15 protein-coding genes are annotated in these 19,895 nt (G+C 43.5%); 8 read left to right on the forward strand and 7 right to left on the reverse strand.

Annotation, left to right across the window (positions count from 1 at the left end; genetic code table 11):
- Window positions 1-48: 48 nt before the first annotated feature.
- Entirely contained in the window at window positions 49-2,742 is a 2,694-nt protein-coding gene (aceE, locus tag V202x_RS18945) for a pyruvate dehydrogenase (acetyl-transferring), homodimeric type (protein ID WP_145178247.1), read from the reverse strand.
- A gap of 666 nt (window positions 2,743-3,408) precedes the next feature.
- Here aceE and V202x_RS18950 point away from each other — a divergent pair.
- The 5 genes from V202x_RS18950 (at window position 3,409) to V202x_RS18970 (ending at window position 9,629) form a co-directional block, all read left to right on the forward strand.
- Entirely contained in the window at window positions 3,409-4,467 is a 1,059-nt protein-coding gene (locus V202x_RS18950) for a sigma-70 family RNA polymerase sigma factor (protein WP_145178249.1), read from the forward strand.
- Between the two features lie 119 nt (window positions 4,468-4,586).
- Window positions 4,587-5,615, forward strand: coding sequence for a pseudouridine synthase (locus V202x_RS18955; protein ID WP_145178251.1), 1,029 nt, complete (start codon window positions 4,587-4,589; stop codon window positions 5,613-5,615).
- The gene (locus tag V202x_RS18960; protein ID WP_145178253.1) at window positions 5,612-6,484 is read left to right on the forward strand and encodes a dihydroorotate dehydrogenase electron transfer subunit; all 873 of its coding nucleotides are present in this window, start codon (window positions 5,612-5,614) and stop codon (window positions 6,482-6,484) included. The genes V202x_RS18955 and V202x_RS18960 overlap by 4 nt, the downstream gene beginning before the upstream one ends.
- 107 nt (window positions 6,485-6,591) lie before the next feature.
- Window positions 6,592-7,623 (forward strand): hypothetical protein, encoded by a 1,032-nt coding sequence (locus V202x_RS18965; protein ID WP_145178255.1) that lies wholly within the window; start codon window positions 6,592-6,594, stop codon window positions 7,621-7,623.
- Between the two features lie 476 nt (window positions 7,624-8,099).
- Window positions 8,100-9,629: a serine/threonine protein kinase gene (locus V202x_RS18970; protein ID WP_197992964.1), complete on the forward strand. Its 1,530-nt coding sequence runs from the start codon at window positions 8,100-8,102 to the stop codon at window positions 9,627-9,629.
- Between the two features lie 26 nt (window positions 9,630-9,655).
- Here the strand turns inward: V202x_RS18970 and V202x_RS18975 are convergent, their stop codons facing one another.
- Both V202x_RS18975 and V202x_RS18980 read right to left on the reverse strand, forming a co-directional pair.
- The gene (locus tag V202x_RS18975) at window positions 9,656-9,937 is read right to left on the reverse strand and encodes a hypothetical protein (RefSeq protein ID WP_145178259.1); all 282 of its coding nucleotides are present in this window, start codon (window positions 9,935-9,937) and stop codon (window positions 9,656-9,658) included.
- A 104-nt stretch (window positions 9,938-10,041) separates the two neighbouring features.
- Complete coding sequence (locus tag V202x_RS18980; RefSeq protein WP_145178261.1) at window positions 10,042-11,103, reverse strand: Ldh family oxidoreductase; 1,062 nt, start codon at window positions 11,101-11,103, stop codon at window positions 10,042-10,044.
- Between the two features lie 534 nt (window positions 11,104-11,637).
- Between V202x_RS18980 and V202x_RS18985 the strand changes: the two genes are divergently transcribed.
- Complete coding sequence (locus V202x_RS18985) at window positions 11,638-11,946, forward strand: hypothetical protein (RefSeq protein ID WP_145178263.1); 309 nt, start codon at window positions 11,638-11,640, stop codon at window positions 11,944-11,946.
- A 4-nt stretch (window positions 11,947-11,950) separates the two neighbouring features.
- Here V202x_RS18985 and V202x_RS18990 read toward each other — a convergent pair whose 3' ends face one another.
- Window positions 11,951-12,592, reverse strand: coding sequence for a hypothetical protein (locus V202x_RS18990; RefSeq protein ID WP_145178265.1), 642 nt, complete (start codon window positions 12,590-12,592; stop codon window positions 11,951-11,953).
- Window positions 12,593-12,805: 213 nt separating this feature from the next.
- On the opposite strand from V202x_RS18990, the gene V202x_RS18995 reads away from it, so the two are divergent.
- Both V202x_RS18995 and V202x_RS19000 read left to right on the forward strand, forming a co-directional pair.
- Window positions 12,806-13,906 carry an arylsulfatase gene (locus tag V202x_RS18995; RefSeq protein ID WP_197992965.1) on the forward strand — a complete coding sequence of 367 codons (1,101 nt, stop codon included), beginning with the start codon at window positions 12,806-12,808 and terminating at the stop codon, window positions 13,904-13,906.
- Between the two features lie 86 nt (window positions 13,907-13,992).
- Window positions 13,993-14,502 carry a hypothetical protein gene (locus V202x_RS19000; RefSeq protein ID WP_145178270.1) on the forward strand — a complete coding sequence of 170 codons (510 nt, stop codon included), beginning with the start codon at window positions 13,993-13,995 and terminating at the stop codon, window positions 14,500-14,502.
- A gap of 81 nt (window positions 14,503-14,583) precedes the next feature.
- Here V202x_RS19000 and V202x_RS19005 read toward each other — a convergent pair whose 3' ends face one another.
- The 3 genes from V202x_RS19005 to V202x_RS19015 all read right to left on the reverse strand — a co-directional run bounded on the left by V202x_RS19005 (window position 14,584) and on the right by V202x_RS19015 (window position 19,873).
- Entirely contained in the window at window positions 14,584-16,395 is a 1,812-nt protein-coding gene (locus V202x_RS19005) for a hypothetical protein (protein WP_145178272.1), read from the reverse strand.
- A 343-nt stretch (window positions 16,396-16,738) separates the two neighbouring features.
- Entirely contained in the window at window positions 16,739-18,295 is a 1,557-nt protein-coding gene (locus tag V202x_RS19010) for a UxaA family hydrolase (RefSeq protein WP_145178274.1), read from the reverse strand.
- A 108-nt stretch (window positions 18,296-18,403) separates the two neighbouring features.
- A complete protein-coding gene (locus V202x_RS19015) occupies window positions 18,404-19,873 on the reverse strand; it encodes a sulfatase (protein WP_145178276.1) in 1,470 nt (489 codons plus the stop codon).
- Window positions 19,874-19,895 lie beyond the last annotated feature (22 nt).

The following is a 19,895-nucleotide window of genomic DNA, read 5'->3' on the forward strand; positions in this document are numbered from 1 at the left end:
TCTATTCGTTGATGATTCTTTTATAATTAGCCCGTACGTTCTGGCTTATCATGCTGTCCGGGGATTAATTTTCTCTGGATCAATACCTAACTCATTGACAGCAGTAGCCAGCTGTTTTTTATCAAATTGACCTTCCTCTGCAAGTGAGTGTAGTGTTGCTACAACCACATTCTCAGCGTCGATTTCGAAGTGACGCCTGAGTGATTCACGAGTTTCACTTCGCCCGAATCCATCGGTTCCCAGCACACAGTAATATCCCGGAATTCCTTCGCGTATCTGGTCTGCCACCAACTTAATATTATCACTTGATGCAATGAATGGTCCTGCAACACCATCAAAAATTGTTTCCAGATAGGATTTCTGTTGGTCAGATTCAGGATTCAGACGATTAAAGCGTTCGACGTCTTTCAAGTCTCTAGCCAATTGTGTGTAGCTGGTCACACTCCAAACATCTGTGGCGATTCCATATTTCTCTGCAAGAATCTCTTGCGCACGCAACACTTCTCTCAGGATCGGGCCACTACCAAATAATTGGGGACGCATGGCGACAGAAGGTTTTTCCACATCTTGACTACGAAACTTATAGAGACCTTTGATGATTCCATCAGCGACATCGTCGCCTTCTGGCATTGGTTCCATCTCATAATTTTCGTTATACACAGAGAGATAATAGAAGATTTCTTCTCCCTCTTGGTACATGCGACGCAATCCTTCCTGGATGATCACTGCTAACTCATAAGCATAGGCAGGATCATAAGCATGTAGTGTGGGGACCGTTGTTGCCATGAGGTGGCTATGTCCATCCTGATGCTGTAGTCCTTCCCCATTCAGCGTTGTTCTACCTGATGTACCTCCCAGCAGGAATCCTTTAGTCCGCGAATCAGCGGCGGCCCAAACAAGATCGCCAACGCGTTGGAACCCGAACATTGAGTAGTAGATGTAGAAGGGGATCATATTGACGCCTTGATTGGCGTAGGCAGTTCCAGCTGCAATAAAGGAGGAAATCGCGCCTGCTTCATTGATACCTTCTTCTAAAATCTGACCATCCTTGGCTTCTTTGTAATACATTAACTGATCACGGTCGACAGGTTCATACAACTGGCCCTGACTGGCATAAATACCACATTGTTTGAAGAGGCCTTCCATACCGAATGTTCGTGCCTCATCAGGAATAATGGGAACAATGCGCTTTCCAATCACTTTGTCACGCAGCAAATTCCCAAGCAGAATTCCGAAGGCACCAGTGGTTGATCCTGTTTTGCCGGCCATACTTGTCATAAATCGATCAAGTGATTCCAGAGTCGGCGTTTCCATACGCTCTTCCGTCGGCGTTCGTTGTGGTAAATATCCTCCCAATTCTTCTCTACGTTTTTGCAGGTATTCCATTTCTGGGCTGCTATCTTCAGGTCGATAGAAGGGAGTGTTTTTGACATCTTCATCGCGGATGGGGATTCCAAATCGTGAGCGAAAATCTCTTAATTCGTCTTCATTTGCTTTTTTCACATTATGAGCGACATTGCGTCCTTCGCCGGCTTCACCGAGCCCATAACCTTTAATTGTTTTTGCCAGAATGACTGTCGGAGAATCTGTATGATTTACAGCTGCGTTATAGGCGGCATAAACTTTTTCGGGATCGTGACCACCACGATTCATACGTTTGATTTGGTCATCAGATAGATGTTCCGCCATTTTGGATAATTCTGGATTCTCTCCAAAAAAATGTTCGCGAATGTAAGAACCAGATTCAACCACATATTTCTGATATTGTCCATCAACAACTTCGCCCATTCGCTTAACAAGATGGCCATCGTCGTCTTCAGCAAGAAGATGGTCCCAGTCACTGCCCCAAACCACTTTAATACAGTTCCAGCCTGCACCTCGAAATGCAGCTTCCAATTCCTGGATAATCTTACCATTACCACGTACAGGACCATCCAAACGTTGCAAGTTACAATTGATAACGAAGATCAGGTTGTCCAGATGCTCGCGAGATGCCAGAGTAATTGCTCCTAAGGTCTCGGGCTCATCAGTTTCTCCATCGCCTACGAAACACCAGACTTTGGATTTTGAGGTATCCATGATTCCTCGGTTGTGAAGGTATCGTAAAAAACGTGCATGATAAATTGACATGATTGGGCCTAAGCCCATAGAGACAGTTGGAAATTGCCAGAAGTTCGGCATGAGCCAGGGGTGAGGGTAAGATGAAAGTCCACCGCCGCGCGGTAACTCTTGGCGGAAGTGTTCGAGGTTTTCTTCTGTCAATCGGCCTTCCACAAAAGCACGCGCATAAACACCGGGAGACGCATGCCCTTGAAAATAAACGACATCACCAGAGTGGTCTTCGGTTCGAGAATGGAAGAAATGGTTAAAACCGATTTCACAGAGTGTTGCAGCCGAAGCATAAGTTGAAATATGTCCGCCAATGCCATCGTGATCTTTATTAGCGCGTACAACCATCGCCATTGCATTCCAGCGGATGATACTTTTGATGCGTCTTTCAATTTCGCGATTGCCGGGAAAAGGAGTTTGTGCTTCCAGAGGAATCGTGTTGATGTAGGGTGTATTCGCAGTGAAAGGCATCGTCACACCTTGACGATAGGCTCGTTCCTGCAATACTGCCAACACATTTTTTACTCTCTCTTTACCATACCGGATGATGAGATCGTCCAGTGATTCAAACCATTCTTCAAGTTCTGCTGGGTCGACACCAGGCACAGCACCTGTAACTGTTTGTTCTGCCATGAGATAAGGTTCTTTCAACCTGTTAAGTATGTTCAATGTACAATTTAATTTCGAAAGATCTCTTGTAGAGACCCTTGAAAAGAAATCACATAGATGAGTTACGAAACAATTCTAGGAATGAATCGTGGTTAAGGAAACTAAATTGGATCTTTTTTGAGTGTATTCAGCAAGTGCCAAGAATTTAGAATGCAACGATACATCTCAGTTAGGAGAATGCTAACTAATTCTAGTCAAATTTGCGAGTCATAGCATCAGATGTAAACTGTTTACCAGACATAGCAAACGTCAAAGGTGGTTGGTAAGCAACTTGTGAACGGTATGGAATGAAAACGTGTCATTTTTTTAAGCTAATTTTGATGTGAAAGGGGAGTGTCGTTCTTTTTTCTTGATCGGCTATTTGTCATGGTTTCGTGAATGATCTCTTATTCTGCTTGTTTTTTCTATATCTGCTATTTTCCCAGGTGAGAGGGGATGTATCAGAAAATGAGAATTCAATTTATTTAAAATAAAAGTCATGTTGTAAAATATTATATAGATTATAATTATGATTTTTTGTTTGAATTTAAACAAATATTGCTGTCAAAATTGTTTTTTTGTGTAATATCATCTACGATACTGTTCAGATTTTGTCAATGATTTAAGATCAAATACTATCGAGTCAGTCCTATGTATAGCTCAGTAGCGATCAATCGGTCACAGCGAGATTCGTTTTCTCAATTGGGAGCCCGCGCTTTTCTTAGTGATCGAGCAAAGATGTGTTCGTGTGATTTAAAAGTTCAAAAGAATACAGCAAATACTCATAAAGCGGTGCGCAAAAAAAAATACTGTGTTACAAAGGAGTTGCAGAAGCGTGCTGAAAGAATCGTTGCCAAAAAAATTGAATACGTGTTTCATGATGAGTTTGATATGGAAGACGCTTGTGATCAAATCTTAGGACCGCTTCAAGAATTGTGTACTGAATTAAATCCTGATTCAGAACATGATTTTAGCGCTTCCTCATCTGAGTATGTCGCGCTTTACACTGTGCCCTTGTTAGAAAAGGAACACGAATCCATACTGTTCAAAGGCATGAACTATTTGAAGTATCGAGCTGCAATATTGAGGGATAGTATTGACTTGAAGTCCCCATGCATTGGGCTATTGGACAGAATTGAACAAATGCTTAAAGATGCGCAACAGCTACGGAATTATATTATCCAAGCCAATTTGAGGTTAGTTGTTTCCATCGCAAAAAACTTGTCTGATCGAGCGAATTTGTTTGACGATCTCATCAGTGACGCACACCTGCCTCTGATTCGTGCGGTGGAAATATTCGATGTCGGAAGAGGAAACCGATTTAGCACTTACGGAACCTGGGCTGTTCGAAATTATTTGTTCCGGTCGACAAAAAAAGGACGTAAATATAGGAAAATGTTCCAGAACAGTGTGGAACCTGTTGCCTTGGGTTTGACTGATTATCGCTCGACTCAGCGTTCTGAGGAGTCTTATCATGCTATTATTCAGGGAGTTCTGCAAAAGGTAATGAATTCATTGGATGAACGAGAACAGTGGATACTGAAACGCCGATTTGGATTACACCACTCGAACACCCCCCAAAAGTTTCGTGAAATCGCCGAAGATTTGGGAGTCAGCACAGAACGAGTACGTCAATTGACGATCCGATCGTTGCAGCGACTGAGAGAGGTCGCTGAGGAACAAAACCTCGATATCCCAGAATTCATTTGAGTTCCCTCAAAAGAATCCATTGTTCCTAATTGGTATCATCATCAACGTATGGTATAAGGAAGTGATGCTTTTTAAGTCCTAAAAGCCATTTTCTCGAGTTTTTCCATAATTGAAGTACCATGAGTCCCCCGACAGCTCCACAAGAACCAGATGCCGAATCAGATCAACCTACGGCTCATGCAGACTTAGTTCGTCTACAGAAATTTCTTGCCTCAACAGGTTTAGGGTCCCGTCGACATTGTGAAGAGTACATTGAAACAGGACGGGTTACTGTCGATGGTGAGGAAGTGATTGAGTTAGGTGCGAAGATTGACCCGGAGACACAGGTGATCTGTGTCGATGGAGAGCGGGTTCGCCTTCAACCCAAACGTTATTACCTGTTGAATAAACCGTCAGGCTTTCTTTGCACGAACAATGATCCTGCAGGGAGAAGAAGAGTCATCGACCTTTTTCCCAAGGAGAATCAAAGATTATTCACAGTGGGGCGATTGGATGAAAATAGCGAAGGTTTAATACTCGTGACGAATGATGGTGAGATGGCCGAAAGACTGGCGCATCCTCGTTATCGGGTTCCTCGCACGTATCAGGTTCAGGTTGTAGGAAATCCTCCTCGTGAAAAATTGAATGAATTACGCAAGGGAATTCGTTTCAAAGAAGGGGTCTTTCGGGTTTCCGGATTGAAGCCCTTGCGCAAGCAAGGAAAGAGTACATTTCTCGAATTGACACTGCATGAAGGCCAAAATCGAGAAATTCGCCGCATGATGGCTCGCATTGGTCATAAAGTCATACAGTTAATCCGCGTTCGATTTGGTCCATTGAATCTCGGTAATCTCAAATCTGGCGAGTTCAGACGATTGACGGATTGGGAGTTAAAAAAATTACGGGAAATGTTGACCGATAAACATTCCCCCGATATTCGTCGTCGTAAAGGTCGTAAAAGTGTAGTTCCAGGTAAAGCCAGGCCGTCTCGAATTTCTGCTGAGAAAAAAGCGTTAAACAAGAAGCCTTCCCATAAAACTCCAGCACATAAAAAAACAGCCAGAAAGAAGCATAAACAGGGGTCGACAGTATCTCAACCAGGGACGCCACGCCGAAGAATCATAGGTGATACGCAAGGAAAACAAACACGATCAGGAAGGCAGAAATGACGGCGATCTCTCAATTCGGTAATTGTGCACCACCAGAATATCTTTTTGCTACAGTTGTCGAACAGGAACTAATGGCGCGGTCTACATATCGTATTCGGCTTGATTGTCCCCAGATCGCTAAGACAATTCTACCGGGACAGTTTTTTATGGTGCGGGAGCCAGGAGTCAATGACCCCTTATTAGGGCGTCCGTTTGCGCTTTATGACACTTATTTAAACGAAATAGGACAACCAGTCGGTGTGGACTTTGGATATGTAGTTGTAGGTAAATTGACGACACGGATGACTCATTGGCAACCAGGAGATCAAGTCGAAGTTTGGGGACCTCTTGGGAACGGTTTTCCCCAGCCAGGAGTTGGCGGATTGACGATGGTGGCAGGTGGCATTGGACAAACTCCTTTTCTGGCTACTGCAAGAGAGGCACTTGCTCAAAGAGAATATGGACAGAGACAGCGTACTCTTGATGAGTTTCCAGAAAGGGTTAGTTTGCTTTACGGTGCACGTTCAAAAGATTACCTTGCCGGCCTGGATGATTTTAAATTGGACGGGCTCAATGTCGAAGTTGCTACCGACGATGGTTCATTTGGACATCATGGTTATGTAACAGAACTGTTACAGCAACAGATAAATGGGCCAAATCCGCCCGCCAAAATTTTTTGTTGTGGTCCAGAACCGATGATGGAAGCCGTAAGCCAGATTGCAATGGAGTCACAAATTTCTTGTTGGCTTTCACTGGAAACACCGATGGCCTGTGGTTTTGGGGCTTGTTTCAGTTGTGTTGCGAAAGTACGGATCAGCGAGAATGAATGGGACTACCGTCGAACTTGTGTAGAAGGTCCTGTTTTTAAGGCAGAAGACCTTATTTTTTAGAGATCACGGTCATTTTAAATATTGTGTAAAGCTAGTATCCATAACAGCTTTGTATTGACAATTTTGATTGAGAAACTCTATATTCTTGGCGAAATGCAGGTCTGGATATGAGCGTAAAACATCATAAAGTCAATCAGAGTGGACTCTCTTCTTCTGAAGGAGATGTAGAAAACCAGTCTAGAATACAGCAGTCTGCAAATTTTGATACGTCTGAAAAAGGTTTGCAAGAAACTCAACGATCGTCTCAGCAACCATTCATACCCTCTCAACTAAAATTGCTATTCGTCAGCGACAAGAGACCAATTTGGGTCGGATTAGCTTTAGGGCTTGATGAAATCGGATGTGTAGAGCCTCGCTTTGATTGGGTATCGACCTCGGAAGAGGCACTCTTACTCCTGCGAAATGATAGTTATGACTGTTTGCTGATTGGAGCATTGTATGAAAGCAAAACAAGACAACTAGAACTTTTAAAAGCCATTCGAGGTAGTAGCTGCCACGATCCTGTAGTATTAGTTCTCTCAGAGCCTGATGATCACGTTGCTTTGGCTGCTTTTGAATATCAGGCCGAAGTCTTGGTCTCAGCAGCGATGTGGGAGTCTCCGGTATTGCTGGGCTCAATAAAACGTTCGATAATGATAGAGCAACTTCGTGAAGACAAACATCGTCTGATGGTGGAAAATCATCGCAGATTAGTTCGAGAGCGTGATGAAGCAGAGCAACTCCTGAAACAGCAACGGTTAATGGTTGAAGAGTTGCAAACACTTACCTTTCCCAATGAAGTTGACACAACTGAGACAGATTTGTTTTTAGAAAAAAGCCGGAATCATTATGATTCCAGACAGGTTTCCGAGAGCTTCCAGATTCCTCGTGAAGTACAAGACTATTATCAGGAATTATTAAGAACTTATGTCATCATGGGTTCGGGAAGTTTGAAAGACGAGATTTTGCAAATTTCCGATTTGTTATCTAATGCTAATTTAACACCCCGTAAAGTGCTTGAGTTCCACCTCGAATGTGTGGAATTGATTATAAAAGGACTTGGTAATAGAAGTTCGAGACACGTGATGGCTCGTGCCGATCTACTTGCACTTGAGATGATGGTTCACTTGGGGGAGTGTTATCAGAAAAAGTCTGTTTAAAAATTATAAACTTCTGATCTGTAACGGTTTACAGGATTGACGGCTTATTTATTTGGAGTCAGTAAAAGGTACTGTAATTCACACATCTTTCAACGTATAATGATTCAAAAAGTAGTTCTTCTTATCATAAATATAGTAGAGGCTATGATCTCAAGTTTATACTATCAGCGCTTGTACCAAACTGATTGAGTCTTTCCGATTATCTAATGATGAGATTTGCTCTTAAAACTCGATTCGATTTTTGCACATAAATATTAAATATGCGCGGGAACTTTGAGGATGAACTCAAAACAAGAAGCTTTTTCATCAGTGGACCACCAAAATACGATAGTTCCTGCAATTCCGATGGAATTTCACTCTCAGGAACGCAATAAAGAAGCAGGCAAGTTTTGTCCTCATGCCGGAGTGGTTTCTCGTGCCTCACCTCAGGCATGTTTCAAGAGCAGGGACGAGTGCTTTTGCTGAACCGTCTGCGAATGGCTTCTCTTCTCCTCGCACTCGCAACGGCAGCGTTTTTAATTCGAGGAATCGTACTCGAAGAATATCTCGAAGCACATGGGCAAGAGATGCTGATTCTGGAATCGATACTGACCGGAATTTTGCTGGCAGTCTCTGGTCTACTTTGGATCAAGCCTTGTTTATGTCTTTGGAGATTACGAATTTGTGAAGCGATTACATTTGGAGCGCCTGCATTATTTTTCATCTGGTTCCAATTTAGCGAGCTTTGTGCCTGCGATCCTGTCTTGATTGGTAAAGTGGCTTATGCATTTCCTCTAAAAACCGTTATTCCCTGGATGGTCTTGATTTATACCTACGGGTTTTTTATTCCAAATTCACTCCGGGGGGTCACAACCGTGGTGAGTCTGATGGTGATCAGCCCGATTGTGGGTGCCTTCATGACCGGGATGAAAGTGACAGCGGTTTCTGAAGTACTTTACACCGGTGGTTTATCTGAGATGATCATTTTACTCTCCATCGCTGCTGGTACGGCTATTTATGGATCATATCGTGTGGGAAGCCTGAGGCGCGAAGCCTTCGACGCGAAAGGCGTTGGTATGTATACTTTGCGTAAGCAGATTGGTACGGGAGGTATGGGAGAAGTTTATTTGGCAGAACATAGACTTCTCAAGCGTCCATGTGCTATTAAATTGATCCGTCGAGATAAAGTAGACGATGAGAATATCCTGCTGCGGTTTGAGAGCGAAGTTCAGGCAACCGCAGGTTTAACCCATCCGAATACGATTGAAATTTACGACTATGGACATACGGAAGAAGGCACCTTTTATTATGCTATGGAGTTTCTGCCCGGACTCAATTTACAAGAGATCGTAGAACGTTTCGGAGAACTTCCTCCTGAAAGAGTTGTCTATCTATTAAGACAGGTTTGCTCCGCACTAGCAGAAGCACATCATAAAGGTTTGATTCATCGGGATATCAAACCGGGAAATATTTTTTCTGCCGAACGTGGTGGTTTGTATGATGTTGCTAAGCTACTTGACTTTGGTTTGGTCAAGGACAACCGTCCTGAGAAAAACTCACTCGAGTTAACAATGGAAGGTGCTGTTGTCGGTTCCCCCCTTTACACGAGTCCAGAAGTTGTTACCGGTGATGGGGAGCCCGATTTCCGATCAGACATTTATTCATTAGGGGCGACTGCCTATTACTTGTTGACAGGAAAACCAGTATTTGAAGGGGAGAGCGCCCTGAAAGTTGTGTTTGCACATGCTAGTCAGGCTGTAAAACCTTTGACAGAAATCAATCCAAAAATTTGTAAGGAACTCGAAGCGATTATTCTAAAATGCTTGGAGAAGAAGCCCGAGGATCGCTATCAGAAAGCAGAAGAGTTGAGTGATGCACTCAAGGCACTCAAACTCAAAGAATGGACTCAGGAAGAAGCTGCGGAGTGGTGGTCAGATGCGGAACAATTCGTTCAACATGAGCCTGATCCGGAATATGCGTCTGAAGATCACTTAAAGGCGACAACAATTTTGCCTGTCAATGCGTAACCGTAAGCGGGATGATTGACGGGATTTTATTTCTTTTGATGCTGCCAGTTTAAGCGATCTTTTGTGAGAAGACCCTGTCTAATAGCACAGTCTAAACAGTACATCTCATGTCCATTCGTGACATAGATTTCTCCGTGCATTAAAAGATGGAAATGATCCTCTCCCGGAAATTTTGAAAAACAATACTCTTTCGATGTAGATGTTTTTACCGAAACCTCAATATTTTCTGTATCGTTTATAGGGACATATAGCCGCGCATCTTTGTCTGTAGAAGTGGTTTGCTCGTCGATGTGATGATCATTGGCCATTTGACGGTATCCAGTTTTACTGTAGCGTCTCCAAGGCCATTTGGACCGAGTATATTAGATTGAGACATGCTACGGTAAAATGTGAAGCGTTCTAGTATCAGACACTATTCTTCTACTTTTGGGACTTCAACCCCTAAGTCCTCGGCAAGTTGAATTAACGCTTCCCAGTTTCCACGATCCAGTGAAATCCCTTTTTCCTTACGGACAGTGGCAGTTTTCTTTTCTGGATCACCGGGAAGGAAGATTTCGTTAATACCCTCTTTCATTGGAACATTTCTGACATACTTTTCCAGATTGGTGATCTCATTCAGCAAATGGTTTTGCCCACCTAAATGCTTGGGATCGATGACGATGATAAAGACACAGTTGCCTTGAGGTGGGGGGGGATCTGGAAAAGCACATTGTCCTCCTGAGAGCGCTCCACAAAGCATTTCCACCATAAAGGAAAGGCCAAATCCTTTGTAAGCCTGATCACCCCCCATAGGCAGAATAGTACCTGGAGGATTTCCATAAAGCTGATTGGGATCTGTTGTAGGATTTCCATCAGGATCTAAAATCAAACCGGGGGGGACTTGTTCGCCGGCGATTTTTTTGATGCGAACTTTTCCTTCTGCAGTAGCAGAAGTGCCAAAGTCAAGTACAAAGGGACCTTCAACGCCTCCAGGCATTCCAATGCAAATAGGGTTTGTTCCGAGCCGAGGACGTTTGCCTCCTACCGGTGCGACCCGCGGGGCTGAGCCATGAGTGTTAGCGCAGATAATGGATGCCATCCCCTGAGCAGCAGCCATTTCTGCATATTCTCCAAGTCTACCGATATGTGAAGCCCGCTTAAGTGTTCCACAAGCAACTCCCAGGCTAGCTGCTTTGTCAATCAGACGGTTCATCATGTCGTGCATGACTGTCTGACCGAATCCCCAGCAACCATCACCTGCGATAGCAGCGGGAGTTTCATTTAAAATCTGCAGCTTCTCGCCTGCTTTAAGAATGCCTTCTTTTACTCGTCCGAGATAAAAGGGTAAACGCATCACTCCATGAGAATCATGACCGAGTAAATTAGCGTCAACTAAACTCTTTGAAACGATACGTGCTTCTTCGTCATTCGCTCCTCCTTGCAGTAGGAGCGATTTGACAAAGTTTTGCAGCGACTCGGACGAGATTAAGGGCACTTCAGGATATCCTCTTTATAGATAGTTTTATTGAACAAATTTTAAGCAAAAAATCTATTTGGTATCTTTATTAAATACTCATCATACAAACTATTTTGTATCCGGTAAATTTACCGGATGTGAGGATTTTCCTTGTTGAAGAGAAAAATGGCTTTCACCGAGACTTCACTTTTGGGGACGAAAGTGAGGGATTTTAACAATCTGGTCCGGTTAGATAAATAATACACAGCGAATGCGGCCTCGTTTCAAAATTAGATTCTTAAAATATGAGGGCACGAGGTGTTTTCTATAGTGATATTTTTTGAATCATTGGGAAAATCAGAAATAAGTCAAGGAGGTAACGAATAAATCAGATTCATAATCTTATCAAATAATAACAAAGAGAACGGCATCCTAATTCTTCTCAGAGATGTTTGTTAGGTTGGACGATATTCGAGAGGTCAACCTGTTTACCCCCCTTAAGTCTCTTGTTGTCAAGCATCAGTCTTAACTGAAGAAACAGGTGAACGAAATTTTTTGCGAGAGGGATACTGAATGAGCAGCAGTGTAGAAAATATTCAATCACTCAACGAGCTTCGAGAATTCATTCACAAAACACTTTGTGAAAAAGAGAATTTGCTCGAAGAACAGTTTTCAATGTCTGAAATGGCATTGAGACGCCGAAATCGAAGCTGTGGGTTGCAATTTTCTATTAATGGTCCTCGAAGTGTCCGTCTAGGAGCAATCTGGGCTTCTGACTCCAATATGGTCTACTTTTATGACGCGCGGGGAGAACGTTACGCAAAAGTCCATCTTCCCAATCGGATTTTTATTGCAGATGGCAATTCTGAAGAAGCGGCTTAATTAACTACTCACCTTTTGCTTGGTGAGCGTTCAATTTTGTTAATCGTTCTTTGGCTTTCACACTGCCATATTTCGCAGCCATGCGGTAGTGTAATTTCGCGACGTTTGATGTCGCATATTTTCGTTCTGCTTTCTGACCTAATTCAAAAAAACGTTCTGCTTTGGATCGAGTGATTTGATTCAAATGTAAAGAAGATCTTTGACTCTTGCCGAATGAGCCCGAGAAATTTTTCGATTTAGCCGTTTGAAAATGTTGAGATAAAAGTTGCTGTTTCCAGTACGAATGATTTGTCTGGAAAGGTGGTTCTATTCTGCTGGCAGTTGAAGTAGCGCTCTTCAACAGGAAGCGGTCCATTGCCTCAAAGTCATGGATGTAGACTCCCACACTACTCGTCGAACTTTGAAATTCTTGACCGTATGAAGAACCACGTCGAAATGGACCGAAACGCTTTGATCTCGTAGCGCCTGAACTGATCCCTCCCAATAATGCACGACCTCGATCAGGCACACTGACTGTTGTACCTGTTGAGAATTGTTGTACGATGGGTTGCTGGATTCGGACTTCCTGTGCGCGTCCCGGAGTAAGTGGGAAACAAACTAAGCAACAGACAGAAATGCTGAGATCGATTAATCGTTTCTGGTTCATGAAAGCTCATCCTCATTTTGGGGCATCTCTACCTGAAATTCTACGTCATCTGTTTCTCTGGTGCAACGAAATAATCAGAAGCATTAGTTAGAAATACACTTGAGACCTCTCCTTGAAGCGGATTCAATTAATGCGAATCGTTTTATTTAACTGAGAAAGAAACGACTTATGTATTCATTAAATTCCAGATATAGATTTATCCAGCAGGTTTTCATGATATCTGGAACCCTATTAGCTTTAGGAGATCTTTTTTCTGCTCATGCAAAGGTCTCTCAATCGGTGCGTCCAAACGTCGTATTAATTCTTACTGATGATCAGGGGTATGGTGATGTTGGTTTTCATGGAAATACAAAAATTAAGACACCTCATCTGGATCAGATGGCTGCAAAAGGCATCGAATTAAGCCGTTTTTATTGCAGTCCGGTTTGTGCACCAACAAGAGCTAGCTTGATGACGGGCCGATATTACTATCGTACTGGAGTGATACATACTTCGCGCGGTGGGGCTAAGATGCATGGGGACGAAGTAACGATTGCTGAGCTATTGAAAGATGCTGGTTATAAAACTGGAATTTTTGGCAAATGGCATTTAGGGGATAATTTTCCGATGCGCCCTCAAGATCAGGGATTCGAGCAATCACTCATTCATAAAAGTGGTGGCCTTGGACAATCGCCAGATCAACCGAATTCTTATTTGAATCCCTGGTTATGGAAGAACGGTACAAAGCAAAAAGTGGTTGGTTATTGCTCTGATGTTTTTTTTAAAGCAGCTATCGATTTTATTGATCGACAAAAAACAGATCAACAGCCGTTCTTTGTTTATTTGCCTACCAATGCCCCACATACACCATTAGAAGTGAGTCCGTCGTACTGGCAGCCGTATCAAAAAGCGGGGCTTAATGAGACCACTGCCAAAGTTTATGGAATGATTTCGAACTTAGATGACAATGTGGGCAAATTAATGTCGTATCTGAAAAGATCTCATCTATTAGACACGACCATTGTCCTATTTATAGGCGATAACGGACCACAGCAAAAGCGATTCAATTCTGGTTTGAGAGGTAGAAAATCATCGACTTATGAGGGAGGGATTCGTGTCCCCTTTCTTGCCCAATGGCCAGGACGATTTCAGGAAGGAACGAAAAGTGATCTGATTGCAGCTCATATTGATATTTTGCCGACTTTGTTAGCACTGACAAAAACACCTCTACCTGCATCGCTGGAACTCGATGGAGTTGATCTTTCGGAGGTTCTTTTGAATCAGAGCAAAGTATTACCGGAACGTAGTCTTTTTTTCAGGTCCACCGAGGGCTGACACCGCAGCAATACCAAAATTCTGCAGTTGTCACGAGTCGTTTTAAGCTCGTTGGTTATCCGGGAACATTTGGTAATGAAAATCTGATGAGAAGTAATGAACCTACTTTGGAGTTGTATGATATTTTAATCGATCCAGGAGAAAAAAATAACCTGATACAGACTAAAACTGAGATTGCTCAACAACTACGACAACAATATGAATCTTGGTTTTTATCGATGAGACAATCCCGAAACTTTGAACCAGGATTAATCATCGTCAACCAAGAAAAAGAAAGTCCTTGTGTTTTATGCCGCTATCAGGATGGGAATTATTTTCAGGGAAGGTCTCAAGGTTGGATGGTGAAAATCACTCACTCTGGTTTGTATAAAATCCAAATTGATAAAGGCCAGGTACAAAAATCGGGTAAGTTGATCGTGTACTGGCAAGGTCGACAGACTCACGAGTACTTAAAGCAGAGCGAATCAATGGCGAATTTTGAGTTATCCGAGGGAACTGGATTACTCGATATCTGGTTTCAAGTGGAAGGGGAAGACCGCAGTCATCCAACTGAGAATGGAACAGTGGGAGATGTGATCTTGAAACGATTGGATTAAGAAAGGAACAATTGAAAAAAACCGGCCTGGATTATCCTAATGCCGGTTAGATTCAATTTATGATTTTTAATTCAACAAATTTTAATAGTGCCAGTCAATACCCACACTCCATGAGCCCACACTCCATTTTTCCCGTTCGATCTCAATTGATGGAAATAGTCCTCTGGTAGGCATACCTTGCCAACGAATACTATCAAAAGGTCTGGCGATTTCACCGGCTATAATATAAGTATAACCGAATCGGAATTTTGCTTCCTCAAGGATTTTCATTCGTTTCAAAACAGGTACTTTGTCAAAAATCGCCATTTCCATAAAGATGGATTGTTCGAAAATTGGTGAAACGTGAGTATGTGAAGTTTCATCTCTAAACGCGTTCGGGTTGGGGTTATCGGGAGTAGGGTCAATTAATGCCTTGGGACGATCCAGATCATCTGGATCAGCTCGGGTAATCATACCTACGTTGTCTCCGCTCAGTTCGATTTCTTCCTGATTAGCCATTAAACCCAGTTTCGTTTGGCCCCAGATTTTAAATTTATCACCACCTAAATCAAATTGAATACCAATTTCAGGCCCAGCTAAATGGGTATCAACTTGGCTGTTCACGACGGTTGTTGTGGGGGTCACAGGCAGTCCAGTTACAGGATCGAGAGGTGCGGCAAAGAAAGCTGTCGTAGTACCTGTTCCTCCTCCACCACCATCTTCATCTTCCACGACACCAGCGTTATCAATGATGCCATCTTCGTTTTCATCAGTTCCTGTAGGGTGTGAGAACAATTTCAAGTCTGGTCGGATACCTGCAATATTGTTTGCGTCACTATAAAGTAACCCGCTATCACGACCTACGAACCCAAAAGCTTCCCTCACTTGCATGTATCTTACACCGACAAGACTTCGAACTTTCAGGCTCTTTTGGTCAATGACTGGTGTCGACATCCAAGTTGCGTTCGTTCCCCAAGCTTGACTGACTACTTTAATCCTGAAATCCAAATCGTATGGAACAGAAACACCATTGACTGATCCGTCATCGAGTGGCAAGGAACGTAAATTCATCAATTCTTGTTGTAAAATGGTGTTGATTTCAGCTGTTGTCACACCTGGGATAGAGGAAACCACACCGGTACCCGTAGGGTCAATGAAGTTGGGTGGTGACAACAGAATATCCATGATTGCTTGATTTTCGGCGAGTGGTTTATGAGTTGAAGTCTCAATGGCAGACCATTCTGAATCAGAGCGAGCAAGCCACCAACCAGTGAATTCAAATCCGCTTTGATCTTCATTAGTCCATCCCCAGCGAAGTCTAGTTCCTGGTGCGTTCAAGTTCGGAACGACGTCAAAGGTCGTGGAATCAAAGAAATTCAAGCCTTCTGCTGTATCCGCAAATTCTTCATCTGTGGCAGCGATTAAGTCATCTTCGACCAAATTAAAATATGAGATTGTCCCAACATTTCCGAGAAGGGTACTACCTGGAGAACGGTATCGAGAGAATAGTGCTTCGGTGCTGAAGAAATATTTTTTTCCACCATTACTATCTCTGTATGACCATAAGCCATTATTATCAATGCGATGTTGTTGAAACATCTTTTCAAAAGGAGATATTTGCGGAAATGCATTTAATGCTCCTTGTGGGTTGACGTTCATAGGGATTCCAGGTCTTGAAGCTGAACCGTATGGACTTGTCAATCCATTTGTCACGCCTTGAAAAAAGTTAGGCTGTGGAGAGGCCGCCATCGATTGCGCATTTTGAGCGAATCCTGGGAAATTATACGATACAGGTTGTATCATACTTGACTGTGTCATCGGAGGAGGATATCCACCCTGCGCTTGAACAATCGAGTATGCATGTGAGATCAGAACGATGCTCAATACCGGTGCTAGCCAATGAAGAAGCCGCATCTATACGTCCTTACAAACAGCGGAAACTTTGAGAACAATTCGCGCCGTCTAAAACGGGAAAGCGCGGAGTCTGTTGCTGGTTATATCGGACAGAGCTTCTGGTAAACTGTAGCGATTATTCGGAAGATACCGAATTTTCCAGTTTCAATAGTTTTAACGATTGTGATGGGGTATGAAAGTGTGATCGCATGGATACTTACCAAGACGAGGGGTAGGCACAATTTTTTGTTATAAGTCTAATTTATTTTGATAGATAGAGAAAAAGTTTAGGGTAGATCAGATCTTAGCTTTGAAATAAATCAAAGAAATCATGGTCTAATATAGAATAGGTTGAATGCGTGAATTAGAGGACTGGTCCAATACTCCAAGGGCAGAACTCCTCGTCTCCTATGCCTTGGACCTCACTCTTTGTTTTTTTACCGCTGGCCACTTCAATGATCAGCTCGAAGATTTCCTGACCCACCTGTTCAACAGAAGTACCATTTAAGATTCTGCCTGCATCAAGGTCCATGTCATCCTGCATTCGATGATACATGGGGGTATTTGTCGAGATTTTAATACTGGGGACTGGCTTGCAACCAAAACAGCTTCCGCGACCAGTTGTGAATGCCACAACATTTGCCCCACCGGCGACCATTCCTGTTACCGAGGCCGGGTCATAGCCTGGAGTATCCATAATGACAAATCCTTTTTCAGTCACAGGTTCTGCAAATCGATAGACTTCTCGCAATGCACTGCTGCCCCCTTTAGCAATGGCACCTAATGACTTTTCGTAAATCGTGGTTAAACCACCTCTTTTGTTGCCAACGGACGGATTATTATCAATTACGACACCGAATTTTCCGGTGTACTCCTCCCACCATTTGATGCGGTCGATTAACTTTTTACCAATTTCAGGGGTGATAGATCGACGCGTGAGAAGGTGCTCTCCACCATGAATCTCAGGTGTTTCCCCTAGTATTGAGGTCGCACCATGCGCGACCAAAAGATCGCTGGCAATTCCCAATGCGGGGTTGGCAGTCACACCACTGTTTCCATCACTACCGCCGCATTCCGTACCTAGAATTAGTTCCGAGACCGGAATCGGAACGCGTGTGACATCATTTACCTGAGGTAGATACTCTTTCAAAAGTGTGGTTACTTTTTTGACTGTTTTGGCTATGCCTCCTATATCTTGGATATTGAGTACTAGAGGGCCTTGGTTTTGAGGTTCGTTGGGGTTCTCTAGCTGGACAAGGCCTTCGGATTCAGAGAGAAACGAACCTTGTCCCGTTTCACAACCTAATCCCAGAACAATATAAGCGCCGATATTCGGATGTTTTGCAAATCCACCCAGAGTCCGCATCAGCTGATGATGATCTTCCCCATCATATTGCATAGCACACCCACCTTTGTGAACCAGCGGGATGATACCGTCAATATTGGGGTAATTTTCCAATGACGTCTGAGCCAATTCCCTGGCAATATATTTGGAGGCTGTTGCAGAACAGTTTACTGTACTGATAATCGCCAGATAATTTCGGGTGCCTGCTTTCCCATTCGGACGGCGATAGCCCATAAAAGTCCGGCCTTTAATGGGTTCTGGTGGGGTTGGGACATCCGTTGAATAGGCGTAGTCCAAACTCAAGACCCCTGATTCCAGATTATGACTGTGAATCCAGTCACCTGCTAGAATATCGATGGTAGCAAAGCCGATTGTCTGTCCAAACTTACGGATTGGTTCACCGCTGGCGATATTCTGAATAGCCACTTTATGGCCCAGATCAATGCTTTCTCGAGTAGTCACACTCTCGTTTTCAGAGAGTGCGCACTCCTGGTTTTCGGTCACGGAGTTGCGAGCGATAGCGATATTATCGTCTGAATGGAGCTTTAAAAGTGGTGAATTTTGAACTGTTGACATATTGGGTTTACGATCTAAAAGGTAGAAAAAGTAGCAACTTCTGGTCTGAAGTATACACAATGTAATAACAAACCGGGAGTAAACTGTGAGAGGGGATCGCTTGATCTTTTATGTTTTTGCCTTGCCTGTTTTCTTCTGATTTTGTTTCTTGATTGGTTGATTGGTTCGTCGACTCCACCACTCAGGCGACCGCTGGGCATCATACTTGGGATTTTTCTGAGGCAATGCAGCCGCGGTTGTTTTTCTCCAGTCTAATAACTTTTGTTGTAATTCAGCGGCCTTGTGAGGCATCGCTGCTGATAGATTGGTTGTTTCAGACAGATCCTGTTCCAGATTATAAAGCTCCTGTCTACCATCGGCGAAGAATTCGATCAGCTTCCAGTTACCAGTACGAATGGCGCCTGCAGGCTCTGAATGATGATAGTGGGGATAATGAAAATAGATTGCGTCTCGATCAAGACGACTGGAAGGATCTTTCAACAAAGGGACTATACTTAGTCCATCGATGATTTGATGTTCTTTCAATTTTGCTTTTCCAATTTCAGCGAACGTAGGCCAGAAATCGACGCTGATGGTCGGTTCAGCGCAGGTTGTTCCCGCTTTGGCAACTCCGGGCCATTTAATAATGAGTGGAACCCGGATGCCTCCTTCATAAAGTGATCCTTTTTCATCTCTAAGGGGGGCATTTGTGGAAACCGTTTCGCCACCAGAAAATGTTTGTCGCAGGCCACCGTTGTCAGAACTGAAGATGACGACTGTGTTCTCAGAGAGCTGTAATTCCTCTAGTGCTTGCACAATACGCCCCACACTCTCATCGACATGCGCCACCATCGCGGCATACACCGGATTATTCACACCAGTTGAAGGCTTTGGTTTCTGTTGATACTTTTCAATCTCTTTTTGCTTGGCTTCTAGCGGAATGTGGACCGCATAATGCGAGAGTTGTACAAAGAAGGGATGGGATTTGTTTTGTTGCATAAACTCGATCGTTTTCTCAGTCAGGAAATCGGCCAGATACGCTTTCTTGGGGACATCCGATTTCGGAGTAGTTCGAAATCGTGGTGCAAAATGGCGACCTTTTGTGACGAGCGAAGTTTGATAGCCCTGCTTATCTGGATAATGCGATTCAGGACCAAGATGCCATTTACCAAAGTAAGCGGTTTTATAGCCTGCTGTCTTCAGCAGTTCAGCGGGAGTTACAATTTCCAGTGGCAGGTGAGGGGCATTCTCGGGCACGATCAGTTTTTCAAAGGGACGCCAATGACCGGGAATGAAATCAGTCAGATGCAGACGTGCCTGATACTGTCCTGCCTGAATACTGGCACGCGTGGGGGAACAGACAGGGCAAGCTGCATAAAAATCAGTAAAGCGGACACCATCGTTTGCAAGCTGATCAATATTTGGCGTTTCATGAAATGCATGTCCATAACAACTAGGATCGGGCCAACCCATGTCATCAATCAGAATCAGAATGATATTCGGCTTCGTTGACTGTGGTGATTCCTCCGCATAGAGATCGACAACAGGAGTAAAAAATAGACAGATAACGAATAGAAGCAATTTGTAGCGGTTAGGCATGATGTCATCCCGATATCAGAGA

The sequence above is a fragment of the Gimesia aquarii genome (assembly GCF_007748175.1).
In the GTDB taxonomy this organism is placed as follows: Bacteria; Planctomycetota; Planctomycetia; order Planctomycetales; family Planctomycetaceae; genus Gimesia; species Gimesia aquarii_A.